Below are 17,390 nucleotides of genomic sequence, written 5' to 3'. Positions count from 1 at the left end.
CCATTTAAAACCGGGGACCTTAGAAATAGATTTTAAAACATAAACAACCTTAATTAGCCAATAAGCCTTATTTATCTTCAATAATCAATTTTAACCGGACAACAGTGAATTCATTTAAACATCATTTAAATCATATTACGATAAATTCACAGCAAAAAATCGCAAATAATTCACCTATTAATTTTTTAGTTATAGAAATTTATTAGTTTTGGGTACACACAAATAAAATCACTACATTATGAAATCTAAAAGCTTATTAGGGCTAGCTATTGCCCTATTTTTCTTTGCAGCCTGCAAGAAGGATAACCCGATTATTGAACCTCCTATAGTTATCGAAAAAGAAGACCCTTTGGAATATGCCCATGATAGTATTTCTTACAGCATTGATGGGATCACTCATAAGTTATCTAAATACTCCAGTTTCTACAGTGCCGAAAATAGACAACCGTATTCAAAAGTAGATTCAATTGTCAAAACCGCTTATTATATATCCGGTATCAAAGATTCGGTTTTATATACAAGGAAATATGGCATCTACGGTAATGGACAAAATGTAGATGTAATATTTATTAAAACTTATAAGAAAGCATTGATGTTACAATCACTCATTTTGAGGCCAAAAGATATTATGGATTTATTTACAGTTGGAACGAGAAATTATGCACTGGATTATGGACGGGACAATATACAAAATGGTATAGCGATAAGCATCTCTGATGGATTTAAAACCTATGGTTCAGATTCATTTAGAACACCTCCACAATTAAGTTCTGATGCTCAAAAGAATTCAAAATTTGAAATTACGGGCTTAAAGAAATTAAAGTCAGGCACCTATATTATAGAGGCCAAATTTAATGCAATGGTTTACAACGAAAAGAATGAGAGCAAAAAATTGGAAAATGGATATTTGAGATTGGTTATGAGTAAATATGATCTAATCTTATAAATAACTCGGCTGCCCATTCTTAAATAGCAATGGGCAGCTAATTCTATCAACAAATGATTAACCATTCAAAAAACCTCCCCTATCGGTTTTTGATACCAACAATGTTTCTGCATTAGGGTAAGCCAGCGTAAAGCAACGGTATCTTGTTCTTCTGTTTTCGCTGCATTTATACTTCCAAGCCACTAAAAAATAATAATTATGGATTACAATCCATAAAAAACATAATAATTTTGGATTATTAAATCTAAAGGAATAAAAAAACCCATTTCAATTAAGAAATGGGTTTTATATTTTATACAATTAGTACTGCAAACTCAAAACTGAGAACTGCAAACTATTATCCATTCAATGCTGCCGCACCACTTACAATCTCAGTTAACTCAGTTGTAATTGCTGCCTGACGTGCCTGGTTGTATGAAAGTTTTAAGGCTTTCAATAATTCGCCAGCATTTTCAGTTGCTTTATCCATCGATGTCATACGTGCACCGTGCTCAGAAGCATGAGAATCTAATACAGCTTTGTATAACTGAATTTTAATTGATTTAGGAATTAACTGCTCTACAATTTCTTCTTGAGAAGGTTCTAAGATATAATCAACATTAGTTGTTTTCTTATCTGCTTTTAGATCAGCTGAGGCTTCTTCGGTTTTAGGTAGAGGTAGCAACTGCTCCGTAGTAATAAATTGTACCGCTGCGTTTCTAAAACGGTTATACACTACTTCTACTTTATCAAACTCACCTTTAATAAAACCAGCCATAATCTCATCCGTAATTTTGGTTACGTTTTCGAAAGTTAAAGCCGAATACACTTCGTTATTGTTGCCAATAACGTTGTATTTACGTTTTTCATAAAAGTCTTGAGTTTTCTTACCGATAGAAATAATGCTCACATTACCGTTTTTTAACTGTTCGCTATATTTTTCGGCAATTAAATTGTTGGCCGCTTTAATTACGTTCATGTTAAAGGCACCAGCCAAACCGCGGTTTGATGATACGGTAACAATTAAAACCTTATTGGGCTCACGCTCTTGGATAAAAGGTGATGAAGACCCTTCTAAACTTGCCGATAGATTACCTAAAATCTCTTTCAGTTTAGTTGCATAAGGACGTAAAGCGATAATTGCATTAGTAGCACGTTTCAACTTTGCTGCCGAAACCATTTTCATAGCTTTCGTAATCTGCTGCGTTGATTGTACCGATGCAATCCGGTTTCTTACTTCTTTTAAATTAGCCATTTTTTAAGTATCGAGTATTAAGTATCAAGTATCAAGATTGGATTGCCTTTCTTCATACTTGATACTCGCTACTTGTATCTAATTAGTATTTACTTGAAATCTCTTTTGCTACTGTATCTAAAACACCAGTAATGTTATCATCAAATTTACCAGCTTTTAATGCAGCTAAGGTTTCTGGATGACGTAATTCCAATTGAGTTAAGAATTCAGTTTCAAATTCTTTAACCTTGTTAACCGGAACACTTCTCATTAAGTTTTTAGTACCTGCGTAAACAATTGCCACTTGTTTCTCAACTGTAAAAGGAGAGAATTGTGCCTGTTTCAACATTTCTACGTTACGTGCACCTTTATCTAATACTGATTTTGTTGCAGCATCTAAGTCAGAACCGAATTTAGAGAAAGCCTCTAACTCGCGGTATTGAGCCTGATCTAACTTTAAGGTACCTGCTACTTTTTTCATCGATTTGATCTGCGCGTTACCACCCACACGCGACACCGAGATACCTACGTTAATAGCCGGACGGATACCTGAGTTAAACAAGTTAGACTCTAAGAAGATCTGACCATCGGTAATCGAAATTACGTTGGTTGGGATATATGCTGATACGTCACCTGCCTGAGTTTCGATAATTGGTAAAGCTGTTAATGAGCCACCACCTTTAACGATGTGTTTAATCGACTCAGGTAAATCGTTCATGTTTTTAGCGATATCATCGTTAGCGTTGATTTTCGCAGCTCTTTCCAATAAACGACTGTGTAAGTAGAAAACGTCACCTGGATAAGCTTCGCGGCCCGGTGGACGACGAAGTAATAAAGATACTTCACGGTAAGCTACAGCTTGTTTAGATAAATCATCATAAACAATTAAAGCTGGTTTACCAGTATCACGGAAAAATTCGCCAATTGCAGCACCTGCAAACGGAGCATAAAACTGCATTGGAGCAGGATCTGCAGCCGAAGCAGCAACAACAACTGTATATGGTAAAGCACCGTTTTCTTCTAATGTACGTACAATGTTAGCTACAGTAGAGTTTTTCTGACCGATAGCTACATAAATACAGAACACAGGCTGGCCTGCTTCATAAAATTCTTTTTGATTGATAATCGTATCGATACAAACGGCAGTTTTACCAATCTGACGGTCGCCGATAACCAACTCACGTTGACCACGACCGATTGGAATCATTGCATCGATTGCTTTAATACCAGTTTGTAAAGGCTCGTTTACCGGTTGACGATAAATTACACCTGGTGCTTTACGCTCTAAAGGCATTTCGTAAGTTTCACCTAGGATTGGACCTTTACCATCTAAAGGCTCACCTAAAGTATTCACTACGCGGCCAAGCATACCTTCACCAACTTTAATAGAGGCAATTTTTTTGGTACGTTTAATGGTATCGCCTTCTTTGATCTCATCTGAAGCACCTAAAAGTACCACACCAACGTTATCTTCTTCAAGGTTTAATACAATACCTTGTAGGCCGTTTGCAAATTCAACTAATTCTCCCGATTGAACTTTAGTTAAACCGTAAACACGGGCAATACCGTCGCCCACTTGCAACACGGTACCAACTTCTTCCAGTTCGGTTTCTGATTTGAAGCCCGCCAATTGCTGTCTGATAATTGCCGATACTTCGTCTGGTCTTACCTCTACCATAATTTTAATTATATCTTTTTGTAAATGTTTTTGCTTAGCGCATGGCGCTTGGCATTTATTTGCTATACGCTTATCGCAATATTCTTCATGTTTGGCGTTTTGCGTCTGGCGTTTTAACGCTATACGCTTATCGCCTAGCGCTTACTGCGCAAATTCTTTTTTAAGTTTACTTAAGCCGTTGGCGATGCTTGCATCAAATTGCTTATCGCCAACTTTTAATATAAAACCACCAATTAGTTTCTCGTTAATTTTTTCGTTAACAATAACCTGGTTGGCATTTAATTCTCTTTTTACAATCGCAACAATCTGCTCTTTAGCTGCTGGGCTTAATGCACTTGCAGTAGTTACATCAGCAGTAACAATGCCCTTAATTAAGTTATATTGTTGTACAAACTGTTTTGCGGTGGCAAATAAAATCGCCGAACGGCCTTTGTTCACTACAATCTTGAAAAACGAGATCGTTAGTTTGCTCACTTTATCAGCAAAAATACCGTTCAAAATACCCGTTTTTTTATCTAAAGGTACAATCGGGTTTTTTAATATTGCCTCTAATTCAGGGGTTTCATCAACCACTTTTTCAAACAAAACCATATCATTATAAGAAGCTTCCAGCGCATTGTTTTCAACGGCTAGGTCTATTAATGATTTGGCGTATCTGCTTGCAACTTTAATTTCTGACATATATTTAGGTGTGAGATGGAAGATGTGAGAGGTGAGATTGTGAGATTGAGTATTCAGAGTAACCTCCTGTCTCATATCTAGTGTCTCAAATCTAGTATCTCCTATCTATTTTCTCAACTAGTTTAATTCAACGTCTTTTAACAAGTTAGCTACTAAAGTTTCTTGTTTTGCTTTATCATCTAACTGGGTACGTAAAACACGTTCTGCAATTTCTAATGATAATGAAGAAACCTGGTCTTTAACTTCAGCTAAAGCTGCTTTCTTTTGGTTCTCGATCTCGATTTTAGCTTTCTCAATCAATTTAGCACCTTCAACCTGAGCTTGTTTTTTAGCTTCGTTTAAGATACTATCCTTTAAGGTTTTAGCCTCCTTTAAAATCTCATCGCGTTCTGCACGGGCCTGTTGCATCAAATCTTGATTTTGGCTGGTTAAACGAGCCATTTCTTGTTTTGCTAATTCAGCTTTGTTAAGCGCCTCATCAATACTTTGCTCACGGTCGTGAATGGCGCCCATAATTGGGTTCCAAGCAAATTTTCTAAGCAACAATAATAACAGTAAGAAAGCAACAAAGGTCCAGAAAACCAATCCTATACTTGGGGTAACTAATTCCATTTTATCTAATTTTTTTAATCTTGATCTTTTAATAAAGACTGGAAAATAACCAATCGTTAAGTTCCAGTCTTCTTCTTTTCAGTGTAATTACGCTGGATTGTTTCCTAAGAACGCAACTACCACACCGAATAAAGCAGCACCCTCAATAAGGGCAGCAGCAATAATCATTGCAGTCTGAATTTTTGATGCAGCCTCTGGTTGACGAGCAATACCTTCCATTGCTTTACCACCTACTTGACCGATACCGATACCAGCACCGATTACTGCTAAACCGGCACCAATTGCCGCGATTGAACCTACCATAACTAATTTAATTTATATTAATTTGTAAAAAATAGTTTTCTGTTAATGATGTTCTTCTACTGCCATACCAATAAACAAGGCAGTAAGTAATGTAAAAATAAAAGCCTGTAAAAATGCCACCAGCAATTCTAATACATCCATAAATAAAACGAATGCAACTGATACCGGAGCAATTCCGAAACTTTTGAAAATAAAAATCAATGATACCAAACTTAATACGATAATGTGACCAGCGGTAATGTTCGCGAATAAACGAACCATTAATGCAAATGGTTTAGAAATTACACCGATCAACTCAACCGGAATCATAATAATATACATCCATTTTGGAACATCAGGCAATAAAATATGCTTCCAGTAATATTTGTTACCGTTAATATTAACAATAATCATAGTAAAAAAAGCTAAAACAAAAGTTACAGCAATATTACCAGTTACATTAGAACCCCCAGGGAATATCGGAATTAACCCCAATAAGTTGTTAATCAAAATAAAGAAGAACACACTTAAAAGAAAAGGCAAAAACTTGCCGTATTTATGACCAATGTTTGGTTTAGCAATATCATCCCTAACAAATACCATGATTGGCTCTAAGAAAGACTGAAAGCCCTTTGGCGCTTTACCAACACGTTTTTTATAGGCACCTGCTACAGAAATAAATATGATCAGCAAAAGCACAACACCTAAAAACAATGCTGCAACATTTTTTGTAATCGAAAAATCTATCAGTTGAGCTGTAGCTACCTCATCGATCTGACCGTCAGCCCCAACAACTTTAATATTTTTATTAAAGAAATTTTGACCCATCCCTTGTTTAGAGGCATCAGTAGTATAACGATATTTATATTTACTACCTTGATAATCTTCTTCTCCATGGTGAAAATGACCTGAAGAGAAAACCTCTAAGCCATTAGGAGTGTATAATATTATTGGTAACGGGAATGATGTATGCCCCCAAAGATGCCACACATGCGAATCTGCAATGTGTTCCATAATAACCTTGGTAGGTTCGAATTTTTCTTCACCGTGTTTGGCTTCAGCTCCGTGCTCACCAGAAACGGCGTGAGCCGACTCGGCAACAGCACTATCAACAGGTACAACAGCGCTATCAACTTGAGCGAAAGTATCAATTTTGATAGATAAAAACGCGATTAAAAGCGTAAAAACAATAGTTAGCCTTTTAACTTTAGACACAAAAACTCGGTTACAATCCATTTATTGGCAGTTTTTTACTTTAAATTTTGGTGGCGCAAGTTACGTAACAAACAGTAAATTTCAAAGGCCGTAAACAATAAATATAAAGAAAAAAAATTAAGCAGAAATACAAGCCCAATTCCCTTTGCTTTTATACTGTATATCAGCACAAAAGCCATACAAAATAACATCTTCACTGCAATTGATCCCATAATAGCCATAATACCTACTTCAGGATCACGTTTTATACCAATATCAACCAGCATATAAGCCACATAAGTGATACCGGCCAAAAAGCCGAACATCACCCAAAAGTTATTTACAAACAATTGTTGATTGGGAAATAAGAGTGGTAAAACGGCAATTACACCTATTAATAGGCCTACGAAAATGAAATAAATACTGGTAAATTTGGCTAGAGTCAATGTATAATTTCTTAGCAGATAAAAACTTCTGCAAAGATAAGGTTTTTAATATCAAGTAACTAGTTCGGGCGAGAAATATTGTGAAGGTTGGTTAAGTGTTTAATCGGTTAACTGAGGTAAGTACTGTATATTAGATTGTTTCATTAATGGTTTTGGTTAACCGAAAACTGCCAATTGAAACTGCAAACCAATAACCGCCAACCAGGAACTAATCCCTCGTAGCCTGCCTAATGGCCTGGTATAATGCAATCCCCACGCCTGCCAAAGCAAAAGCAGCAGTAATCAAATTAGTTTTACTGTTTCTATGCTCATCGATCTTGTAACCTATAAAAGTAAGCAAACCAATGGTAGCAATCATTTGGAAGCCTATAGCAGAATATTTAGCGGCGGCATTTACCTTTTTCTTTGTATCTTCTTCTTTCGGATTTTCCATTTTTTAATGCAATAATTAAATTAACTTTGAATAATTAAAATTTGTTGCCAAATAAAATATTTTTCTACATATATTGTTTATTGTATATCCACCTAAGAGATTTATCATACTTGAAAAATTACGCTAACAAAAACTTAAATCCCTTCTTCATCTTTTTTAGTGCCCTCCTTATACATGGCTGTGTCGCAAATAAAGATACAGCAATAGATCGTAGGTTTCAGAACTTAACGGCAAGGTATAACTATATTTATAACGCTAATGTTTTATTAACCGAGTATAATGAGAGCCTATTGCAAAGTTATGCAGATAATTATGAAAAAACCCTGTCTGTATATCTCGATCCTGAGCCTCAGGTAAACTTAGTGCTTACACCAGGAATAGCGAATAAACAGCTCGATGATGTGATTACCAAAGGACAAACTATTATAAACGATAAAAGTTTTAGTAATTATATTGACGATGCCTATATGCTTTTAGGCAAGGCTAATTACTTAAAAGGCAACTATTTTATTGCAACAGAATACTTTGATTATACAGCCAAAACCTATAACAACGATTTAAAAACATTTATTATGGCCATGAACTGGAAAGTTCGTAGCCAAATGCAATTAAACAATATGGTACTGGCCGATAAAATTCTCGACACCATGTTGCGTGCTTCTGATGAATTAAAAAAAGACCTGGCAGAACCTTTGGCTACTGCTGCTCAGATGCGCATTTACCAGAAGCGCAATAAAGAAGCTATTTTATTTTTAGAGTCGGCCATTGCACTCCCAGCCGAAAAACAGCTTCGTATACGCTGGCGCTTTATTTTGGCCCAGTTACAGGAAAAAGAAAAAAATCTTCAGGATGCCTATGCTAACTTCACCAAAGTAGAAAAAAGCAATGCCCCTTTCGAAATGTATTTTCATGCCAATTTAAACCGCATTAAATTAAAAGCACTATTAAGCGGCGTAAAACTGAACAAGGAAGAACAGCTTTTAGCGCTACTTAAAGACGATAAAAATTTCGACTACACCGACCAGATTTACTACCAGGTTGGTGAACTTTTTTCTGCAGAAGGAAATTTTGTAAAAGCCGAAGAAAACTACCATAAATCGGTTGCAAAGAGTACAAGAAACCAAACCCAAAAAGCATTATCTTATTTAAAGATTGCGGATTTAAACTTTAAAGAGTTTAACAACTACATTAAGGCAAAACTGTACTATGATAGCACAGTAATGATTTTACCTAAAAATTTTCCTGATTACGATAACATTGTTAAAAAAGCCAATAATCTTCAATATTTAACCGATCGATATACTATTATTGCCAAAGAAGATACTGCTCAGGCCATTGCAAAACTTCCTGCAGATCAACGTGAAGCAAAAGTAAAAGCTTATTTAACACCAAAGGTTGAAGTAGTTAATACGGGAGGAGTAATCAATAACCAGCTTTTAAATGATCCTGATTTTCCTAACCGGAGCTTAAATGCGGCAAATAATAATGCAGTAGGAAACACTTTTTATTTCAATAATAACGCAGCAATAAGCAATGGCTTTGGTGATTTTAAGAAACGTTGGGGCAATAGGCAGCTGGAAGATAACTGGAGACAAAGCGCCCGATCTTCTGCTCAGGAAACCAACCAGATTTTGGCAGGAGGAAATGTAGCTACTGAAATAAAACCTGCAAATGGAGCAGCCAATCAGGCAGCTACTGAACAGACGTCGTTAGAAAAACAGTTTTTAGACGCCCTGCCTACCACACCAGCATTATTGGCTACATCTGATCAAAAGATTATTGATGCTTATTTCGAAATTGCCAGCTTTTATCAACAGGAGTTGAACGATAAACCAGAAGCAAACAAGATATATCTCGAATTGATTAAAAGATATCCTGAAAATAATCACCTGGTAGCCATTTATTACAGTTTATACCTCAATTATAAAGGTATTGATGAAGCAAAATCAGATCAGTACAAACAGTTGGTACTCACAAAATTCCCTGAATCTAATTTTGCGAAGAATATTTTAGATCCATCCTACTCTGCCAAACAGACCCAGATGGAGAACATTGCTATTAACAATTACAATGTGGCCTTTGATGCCTATGCAAAAAAAGATTATGCTAATGTGGTAAAACAAGCAGATGATAACATTGCTGCTTTTCCTAATAATGATCTGGCACCGCAATACGCCTATTTAAAAGCAATTGCTATTGGCCGTACAGCAAAGATTGATCCCCTGCTTAACGAATTTAACCAGATTACCACACTTTATCCAAACGATAAAATTATTACCCCATTGGTGCGTGATCATTTAAAATACATAGAAGCAAACCTTGAGGAATTTAAACAAAGGCCGCTTGCCCTTATCGATTTCGATGCCAACGCGCCACGTTTTGTAAGTCAGGCCACGCCGATTGCCGTTCCAACAAAACCTCTAGTAACAGATAATGCCACTAAAAAAGCTGTTGAATCTGCCCCTGTTGCCAAACCGGTTGAAGTTAAGCCAGTTGACCCGACAAAGCCTGCCAGCATTTTTAGTGCAGCAAAATCAGAAGAATATTATTACGTAATCGACGTGGCCGACGCCACTTTAACCTTGAGTTCATCACGTTTCGGTATAGGCCAGTTTAACCGGGGAAATTATCCTGATAATGATTTGGTACATAAATTGGTAGAACTGGATAATGACCAACTGATTTACATCACAAGCTTTGTCGATCTTGAAGATGCAAAAATTTACGAATCAAGTATTATCGGCCAATTAAAGAACATTATGAAAGTTCCGGCCAATTTATATAAGGGTTTTATCATCAGCAAAGAAAACTTCGAAAAGCTAACAGACCGTTCGCGTATTAACGAATATCTGGAGTTTTTAAAAGACAATTATAAATAGAAGCTGAAGACTAAAGCTTAATGACTAAAGACCAAAGCAAAAAGACTAAAGCGGAAAGCTTTGATGCCCTTATGCCTTAGATACCGAAAAATAAAGCTAAAAACTGGAAAGTCTTAGGTCGTAGAATGACCAAAGTTTTATAGCCTAAATTTGATTCTATAAAAAATTAATAAATTTGCATCCAAACCTCCCTTGTTGGAATGGTTTTGGAAAATAACAACACAAAAATGAATAAGTCTCTTTCTGCACAAGAAATAAAAAGATATAGTTTAATCATCTGGAAAATACTGATTGGGGGAATAGCCTTATTTGCGATTTTCATTTCGATGATCGGTTTGGGCCTTTTTGGTGCGCTACCTTCTTTCAGGGATATTGAACACCCGAAAAGTAATCAGGCTTCGGAAATTATTGCCGAAGATGGCCGTCCGCTAGGAACTTATTTTGTTCAGAACAGATCGAATGTTACTTATAAAGATATTTCTGAAAACGTAATTAACGGTTTAATTGCAACAGAAGATACCCGTTTTAAAGAGCACTCCGGTATCGATTTTAAACGTACTTTTTCTATTATCGGCTACAATTTAATCGGCAAAAAACAAGGGGCAAGTACCATTACCCAGCAATTGGCTAAAAATCTTTTTCCAAGGGAATCGAATCTTAATTTCTTCTCTTTGGTATTAACCAAGTTTAAAGAATGGATTGTTGCTGTTAAATTAGAACGCAACTATACCAAGGAAGAAATTATTACCATGTATTTAAATACGGTCGATTTTGGTAACCAGGCTTATGGTATTAAATCGGCAGCAAGGGTTTATTTCAATACCACGCCCGATAAATTAACTTTAACACAGGCGGCAACCTTAGTGGGTATGCAAAAAGGGATCACCATGTATTCGCCAACACGCCACCCTGAGCGCTCCAGAAACCGCAGGAACACCGTAATGGCCATGATGGTTAAATCTGATCTGTTAACTCAGCAACAATTTGATGAAGAAAAAGACAAACCTTTAAACCTGCATTTTAACGCCGCAACCGTTAACGATGGTATTGCACCATATTTCCGTTCGGTGTTGAAAAATGATATCAAAAATATTTTTCAGGAGCAATCGATTACCAAACCAGATGGTACACCTTACGATTTAGACCGCGATGGTTTGAAAATTTATACCACGTTGAACTACGACATGCAGGTATATGCCGAAGAAGCACAAAAGGAATACATGAAAATTCTACAGGCACAGTTTATTGCCAGCTGGAAAGGCAGAAATCCTTTTAAGGACAAAGCTTTACAGATTGAACAGGGCATTAAACGATCAGACCGTTATAAATCGTTAAAACTGGAAGGTAAATCGGAAGATGAAATTAAAGACGATTTTAACACCAAAACCGAAATGACCATTTTTACCTGGAAGGGTAATATTGATACGGTAATGAAACCGATTGATTCTGTTCGTTATTACAAAATGCTTTTACGCAATGCCATGATGACGATGGATCCAACAAACGGACATGTAAAAGCATGGGTTGGGGGGATTAATTATGAGCATTTTAAATACGACCAGGTTAAAATGGGAACCAGGCAGGTAGGATCGACAGCAAAACCATTTACCTATGCCGTAGCCATTGAAAATGGTTATTCGCCATGTTACACCGTACCAAATGTACCAGTAACGATAGAAGGTTATGGCGAACCGTGGACGCCTAGAAATTCTGGTAAACCATTACCGGGAAGCATTACCTTACAAAAAGCCCTGGCTTACTCTCAAAATTATGTCACCGCTTATTTAATGAAACAGGTTGGTCCGGTTGCCGTATCTACTTTAGCTACCAAAATGGGCATCCCTAATGTTCCGGCATTCCCATCTATTTGTTTGGGAACATTCGATTCATCAGTTTATAATATGGTGGGTGCTTATGGTGCTTTCGCCAATAAAGGAACTTACACCAAACCGATTTATTTATTAAGAATTGAAGATAAAAATGGTGTAGTATTGTTTTCTCAAAAGGAAATACCAAAACCAATTATGAGTGAGGAAGTAGCCTATGTAATGACCAGAATGCTAAAGGGAGTAGTAATCAACGGAACCGGATCGAGGTTGAATTATAAATACCATGTAAATGCACCGATAGGTGCCAAAACAGGCACCACTCAAAATAACTCAGATGGTTGGTTTATGGCCATTACACCACAATTGGTAACAGGTATCTGGACTGGTTGCGAAGATAGGGCATTCCACTTTATCAGTACCAACCAGGGTGAAGGTGCCAATACCGCACTACCAATTTTTGCAGGTTTTATCAAAAGAGTATATGCCAATCCTGCCTTAAAAATTAGTCATGCTGATTTTGAGGCACCAAAATCTGGTGTTTCGATTACTTACGATTGTAACCAATACCAGCAACAGGAAGAAGGCAGCAGCGAACTGGATGAGAAGCTAGGGTTTTAATATACTGGATTTTGCGTGAAGGATAGCAGTGAAAATCCTTTTGTTGCAAAGTTGAGCGCAGCCGAAACGCAACAAAAGATTGTAACGGATAGCCTGACCCTTTGCGCAGCTTAGGGGCACGCCCAAATTATAAATACAGCAAATCGGAACATTTAATCAAAATTTCCATCTCGAATATTATTTTTGTTAATAATGAGCAGTTTCGACCATAAAGCAGCATTAACCGCAATTCCACATAAACCCGGTGTTTACCAATATTGGGATGCTGATGGGAAGCTCATGTATATTGGAAAGGCGAAAGACCTCCGCAACCGCGTAGGTTCTTATTTTAATAGCGACAGAAACCAGTTCAATGGTAAAACACGGGTACTGGTATCCAAGATCCGTAAAATTACTTTCACAATTGTTGATACAGAAATTGATGCCTGGCTACTCGAAAATAGTTTAATTAAAAAACATCAGCCTAAATTTAACATTAACCTAAAGGACGACAAAACGTATCCCTGGATTATTGTTAAAAATGAGAATTATCCCCGGATTTACTGGACGAGGAAAGTGATTAAAGATGGCTCTACCTATTTTGGTCCTTATGGTTCGATAGGCATGATGCATACTATTTTGGATCTGATTAAGGAAACCTATCCGCTGCGCACCTGCAGTTTGCCCTTAACAGAGAAAAATATAGCTGAAGGAAAATTTAAAGTTTGTTTAGAGTATCAGATTGGCAACTGCAAGGGTCCTTGTCAAAATTACCAGACCGAAACCGACTACGATAAAAACATAGGCGAGATCAAAGAAATCCTGAATGGTAAAATCGGAAATGTAATCCGCGAGGTTAAAGGGATTATTAAATCGGCATCAGAAAACCTGAATTTCGAACTGGCGCATCAATACGCAAGGAGATTGGAAGTACTGGAAAAATACCAGAGCAAATCGACCGTAGTAAATAGCGCCATTACCAATGTAGATGTTGTGAGCATTGCATCAGATGAGCGTTATGCTTTTGTAAATTACCTAAAGGTGATGAACGGAACGATTATCCAAACGCAGACTATTGAGGTTAAAAAACAACTGGATGAGAGCGACGATGAGATTTTAACCCTGGCGATGTTAGAGTTCAGAACAAAATTCAGCAGTACATCAAAAGAAATTATTGTTCCTTTTGAACCTTCATTGGAAGATGAAAGTTTAAAATTTACAGTACCCAAGCTGGGCGAAAAGAAAAAACTATTAGAACTTTCGCAGAAAAATGTATTATTCTTCAAAAAAGAGAAACTAAATCAATACGAAAAGTTAAATCCAGATTTACGCACCGATCGAATTTTAACTACCATGCAGAAGGACCTGCGTTTAACGCAGCTTCCAAAACACATAGAATGTTTTGATAACTCCAACTTTCAAGGAAAATACCCGGTTTCGGCAATAGTTGTTTTTAAAGATGCTAAACCTTCTAAAAAGGACTACCGCCACTTTAATGTGAAAACAGTTGAGGGGCCTAACGACTTTGCCACTATGGAAGAGGCCGTTTTCCGTCGTTATAAGAGAATGTTAGATGAAAACCAGACCTTACCTCAACTCATTATCATTGATGGCGGTAAAGGACAGCTTTCGTCGGCTGTGAAGAGTTTGAAGTTATTAGGCATAGAAAATAAAGTTACTGTAATTGGCATTGCTAAACGCTTGGAAGAACTGTTCTATCCAGGTGATTCCTATCCTTTGTATCTGGATAAAAAATCGGAAACCTTAAAAGTAATACAACAGTTACGTGATGAGGCCCACCGTTTTGGAATTACCTTTCACCGTAAGAAACGCGACCAAGGGACACTTAAAACAGAACTCGAACAGATTGAAGGTATCGGTAAAACTACTGCCGATAAATTGCTAACCCATTTTAAATCGGTTAAAAAGATTAAAGAAGCAACAGAAAAAGAGCTGGCCGAAGTATTGAATAAAAAACAGATAATTATGCTTCAAGCTTATTTTAGCCAGGAATAAGAGGAATTAAGATTTCTCCTCCGAAGGAGTTCTTTCGGAAGACCACAGTAAAAATAACGATATAGCAAAAAAGGCTCCGATAAAATCGAAGCCTTTTAATAAGGCTAGTATTCCCAAAGACCTTGTTCGTAATCAAGAACAGATTTTTTAATCCTTTCTGATTCGTACAACCTTTCTCTAGGATCGGCAATAATATCTCTGATTTTATTGTCTCCAGGATTTGACTCTTTTACAATATAGCTGCTAAATAAGCGGCGGATAAAGAAATCATCAAAACTCAAAGAAGAAGCATCGTTATTGGTATTAATTAAACGTTTCTTCGTTAAAATTTCTCTTGCCTCTGGATAATACACCCAAAATACCGGTTGCCATTGTTTAGAAACTTCATTGTATTTTAATGGTGCAATACCTACAATGCGCGGTTCGAAAACAGAACGTTTGGTATCGAAAATCCAGTCTTCCTTAATTCTGAATTTCAAGAATAACTCTGGGTTAAAATCATTTACTACAGTAGTAACCGTTCCGGTTTTATTGTTCGAAACCTCTGCTGTTCCCAAAGCCGATTTAGAAGCAGAATCTGCCGACATTGGATTAAGAAAAGCATCATCTTCGTTCAGTGCACTATCAATTGGCGAGTATGCCGTTAATTCGTCTTTCTTAATTGCCGCAATTAGTACATCAATTAGTCGCGATTTAGGCGATTTTAAGACTGAGTTAACTGTATCACGTAAATCAATCTCTCTCCAGATCCGTTTTGCATAAAAAACATCTTCCTCTCTCACATCAGCCAAGGGAACCATCTCAGTACTATCAATATCCTTACGGGCATAGAAACCATCTTTAGGTGGTACCTTAAGCTTCTTTTTAGCTGTTTTAACAGGCGCTTTAACCGTATCTGCCACAGGAGGTGCGGCAACTACTGGTGCAGCTTTCTTTGGTGCTAACTTGGTTGGCTTTTTTTGTGCAAAAGCAAATGTGGTTAACAAAACTAAAATGCCAATACTTAAAATCCTTTTCATCTTCTTTTTATTTTACACTAAACGCTAATGAAGGCAAAATTTTCTGACGGCCGTCTGGTCCTACAGAAACAATATCTTCAAAAAACACTCTTGTACCTGGTGTAATTGAGTTTATTGCACCTTTAACCGCCCCAGCGAAGCTTCCACCACTACCCGGAATGGTAACGGCATCAGAACGCGGTTTGATAATTGTTAATTTATAACGTAGTATTTTAAACTTAACATCGAAAGGGAAATCATCCAGATCTGCTTCAATTTCACTTTCGCTTTTTAGCTGTACTGAAGCCACATCGCCTCCAGCACGACCACCAACTTTAGCTACCGGTGCTGGAATGCCTTTCACCCTGAATTTTTGTGAGCCTAAGCTAACGGTTTTGCCTGCATTACTTGCCGATACATTGATGGATACTTCCTGACCAACCATGCTTCCTGGAACATTAACATTGTAGTTCCCATTACCACCAGACATTGAACCTCCAGAAATGGAAGCACGAATACTTTCAAGTGGGAAACCTGCCGCTGATACTGTAAATGGATTGGGAATACCGGCATAAATTACATTCAGTTTCGTTGAAGAAACAGATGCTGACGGTTTTGCAACTTGATAAGTTTGTGGTTGAGTCTTGTATTCTTTTACCTGACCATCAGTTTGGCGAACACGAACCGTACCTACCCATGTAAACTGACCAACACTGCTTGTACCGCCGCTATAAGTCCCTTTACCATCTTTAACGGATAATTTACTTCCGTTAACGGTAATATCAGGAGTTGATCTCGAATCGCTGGCTGTTAAAAATACTTCAGCAGTATAAGGCTGACCTTGAATTACATAAGAAGTAGGTGCTACTGCAACTGCCGCAAATTGATCCAAATTAACCTGTGCTTTATCCATGTTTCCGAATAATTTTTTAACTACCTCTGCTTCAGCATTTTTAGTATCTGTTTGCAGTTTTGTTAAAATCGTCATTGCAGCAGTTAAAGGCGTGCCCTCACCAAAGTAAGTTTCTTGCCAATTTCCTTTTCTTTTTCTTGCAGGATCTTTAGCTTCAAGAGAGAATGAAACATTCGCTCTATCATTTTTGTCTAACAAAGAGATTAATTTTTCGCGTGTGGCGTTAATTCTCTTTTTCAACTCATCTGCTTTTTTTTGATTAATCATGATATTCTGTGCAATATCCTGATTTGATCTATTTACCAAATCTTCAGTTTCCGGATCAATTCCATCACCTGCCTTGGTAAATTCTTTTTTAATGCTTTCAATATAATTATTTAAGTCATCAGCGGCCTTCTGTGCTTCCTTTGCCTTATCGTAAATTGGCTGTGCACGAGCTGGCTCTTCTTTCAACTTCGAATTTTCGAAGGCAGAAAATAACTGATTAATGCTTGTATTTACATTGTTTTTAGAAGTATCCAAACTATCATTGATATTTTTGAATGCATCTAAAATGGTATCTGATACGTTTAAGGCGAGCATGGCCAGCAATACCAAATACATGATATTGATCATCCGCTGCCTTGTTGTTTCTTTTCCGCCTGCCATATTTGATGTAGCTTTTCTTTTAAAA

General features: G+C 37.0%; 14 protein-coding genes. 4 read left to right on the top strand and 10 right to left on the bottom strand.

All coding sequences use genetic code 11. The annotated features are described in order from the left end of the window. Positions 1-238: 238 nt before the first annotated feature. Positions 239-946 carry a hypothetical protein gene (locus HDC90_RS08640; RefSeq protein WP_184465559.1) on the top strand — a complete coding sequence of 236 codons (708 nt, stop codon included), beginning with the start codon at positions 239-241 and terminating at the stop codon, positions 944-946. Positions 947-1,283: 337 nt separating this feature from the next. On the opposite strand, the gene atpG is transcribed toward HDC90_RS08640, so the two are convergent. The 8 genes from atpG to HDC90_RS08600 form a co-directional block, all read right to left on the bottom strand. Beyond that, positions 1,284-2,180 carry an ATP synthase F1 subunit gamma gene (gene atpG / locus HDC90_RS08635; RefSeq protein ID WP_184465558.1) on the bottom strand — a complete coding sequence of 299 codons (897 nt, stop codon included), beginning with the start codon at positions 2,178-2,180 and terminating at the stop codon, positions 1,284-1,286. Positions 2,181-2,262: 82 nt separating this feature from the next. Then, positions 2,263-3,837, bottom strand: coding sequence for a F0F1 ATP synthase subunit alpha (atpA, locus tag HDC90_RS08630; RefSeq protein ID WP_184465557.1), 1,575 nt, complete (start codon positions 3,835-3,837; stop codon positions 2,263-2,265). Between the two features lie 141 nt (positions 3,838-3,978). Next, on the bottom strand, positions 3,979-4,518 hold the full coding sequence (atpH, locus tag HDC90_RS08625; protein ID WP_184465556.1) for an ATP synthase F1 subunit delta: 540 nt from the start codon (positions 4,516-4,518) through the stop codon (positions 3,979-3,981). A gap of 117 nt (positions 4,519-4,635) precedes the next feature. Continuing rightward, on the bottom strand, positions 4,636-5,130 hold the full coding sequence (locus tag HDC90_RS08620) for a F0F1 ATP synthase subunit B (protein WP_184465555.1): 495 nt from the start codon (positions 5,128-5,130) through the stop codon (positions 4,636-4,638). 87 nt (positions 5,131-5,217) lie between these two features. Further along, complete coding sequence (gene atpE, locus HDC90_RS08615) at positions 5,218-5,433, bottom strand: ATP synthase F0 subunit C (RefSeq protein WP_113947677.1); 216 nt, start codon at positions 5,431-5,433, stop codon at positions 5,218-5,220. A gap of 42 nt (positions 5,434-5,475) precedes the next feature. Continuing rightward, entirely contained in the window at positions 5,476-6,648 is a 1,173-nt protein-coding gene (atpB, locus tag HDC90_RS08610) for a F0F1 ATP synthase subunit A (RefSeq protein WP_184465554.1), read from the bottom strand. A 14-nt stretch (positions 6,649-6,662) separates the two neighbouring features. Then, positions 6,663-7,052: a hypothetical protein gene (locus HDC90_RS08605; protein ID WP_221451818.1), complete on the bottom strand. Its 390-nt coding sequence runs from the start codon at positions 7,050-7,052 to the stop codon at positions 6,663-6,665. Positions 7,053-7,260: 208 nt separating this feature from the next. Next, the gene (locus HDC90_RS08600; protein WP_184465553.1) at positions 7,261-7,485 is read right to left on the bottom strand and encodes an AtpZ/AtpI family protein; all 225 of its coding nucleotides are present in this window, start codon (positions 7,483-7,485) and stop codon (positions 7,261-7,263) included. A gap of 110 nt (positions 7,486-7,595) precedes the next feature. Here HDC90_RS08600 and HDC90_RS08595 point away from each other — a divergent pair, with 110 nt between their 5' ends. The 3 genes from HDC90_RS08595 (at position 7,596) to uvrC (ending at position 14,806) form a co-directional block, all read left to right on the top strand. Then, on the top strand, positions 7,596-10,364 hold the full coding sequence (locus HDC90_RS08595; RefSeq protein WP_184465552.1) for a gliding motility protein: 2,769 nt from the start codon (positions 7,596-7,598) through the stop codon (positions 10,362-10,364). Between the two features lie 227 nt (positions 10,365-10,591). Next, a complete protein-coding gene (locus HDC90_RS08590) occupies positions 10,592-12,811 on the top strand; it encodes a transglycosylase domain-containing protein (protein ID WP_184465551.1) in 2,220 nt (739 codons plus the stop codon). A 192-nt stretch (positions 12,812-13,003) separates the two neighbouring features. Then, the gene (gene uvrC, locus HDC90_RS08585; protein ID WP_184465550.1) at positions 13,004-14,806 is read left to right on the top strand and encodes an excinuclease ABC subunit UvrC; all 1,803 of its coding nucleotides are present in this window, start codon (positions 13,004-13,006) and stop codon (positions 14,804-14,806) included. A gap of 104 nt (positions 14,807-14,910) precedes the next feature. Here uvrC and gldN read toward each other — a convergent pair whose 3' ends face one another. Next, positions 14,911-15,825, bottom strand: coding sequence for a gliding motility protein GldN (gene gldN, locus HDC90_RS08580; RefSeq protein WP_184465549.1), 915 nt, complete (start codon positions 15,823-15,825; stop codon positions 14,911-14,913). Between the two features lie 7 nt (positions 15,826-15,832). Next, positions 15,833-17,365: a gliding motility protein GldM gene (gene gldM / locus HDC90_RS08575; RefSeq protein ID WP_184465548.1), complete on the bottom strand. Its 1,533-nt coding sequence runs from the start codon at positions 17,363-17,365 to the stop codon at positions 15,833-15,835. Positions 17,366-17,390 lie beyond the last annotated feature (25 nt).

Source organism: Pedobacter sp. AK013, from assembly GCF_014205835.1.
GTDB lineage: Bacteria > Bacteroidota > Bacteroidia > Sphingobacteriales > Sphingobacteriaceae > Pedobacter.
Note: the sequence above shows the minus strand (reverse complement) of the source record. Positions and strands in the feature narration are given on the sequence as shown.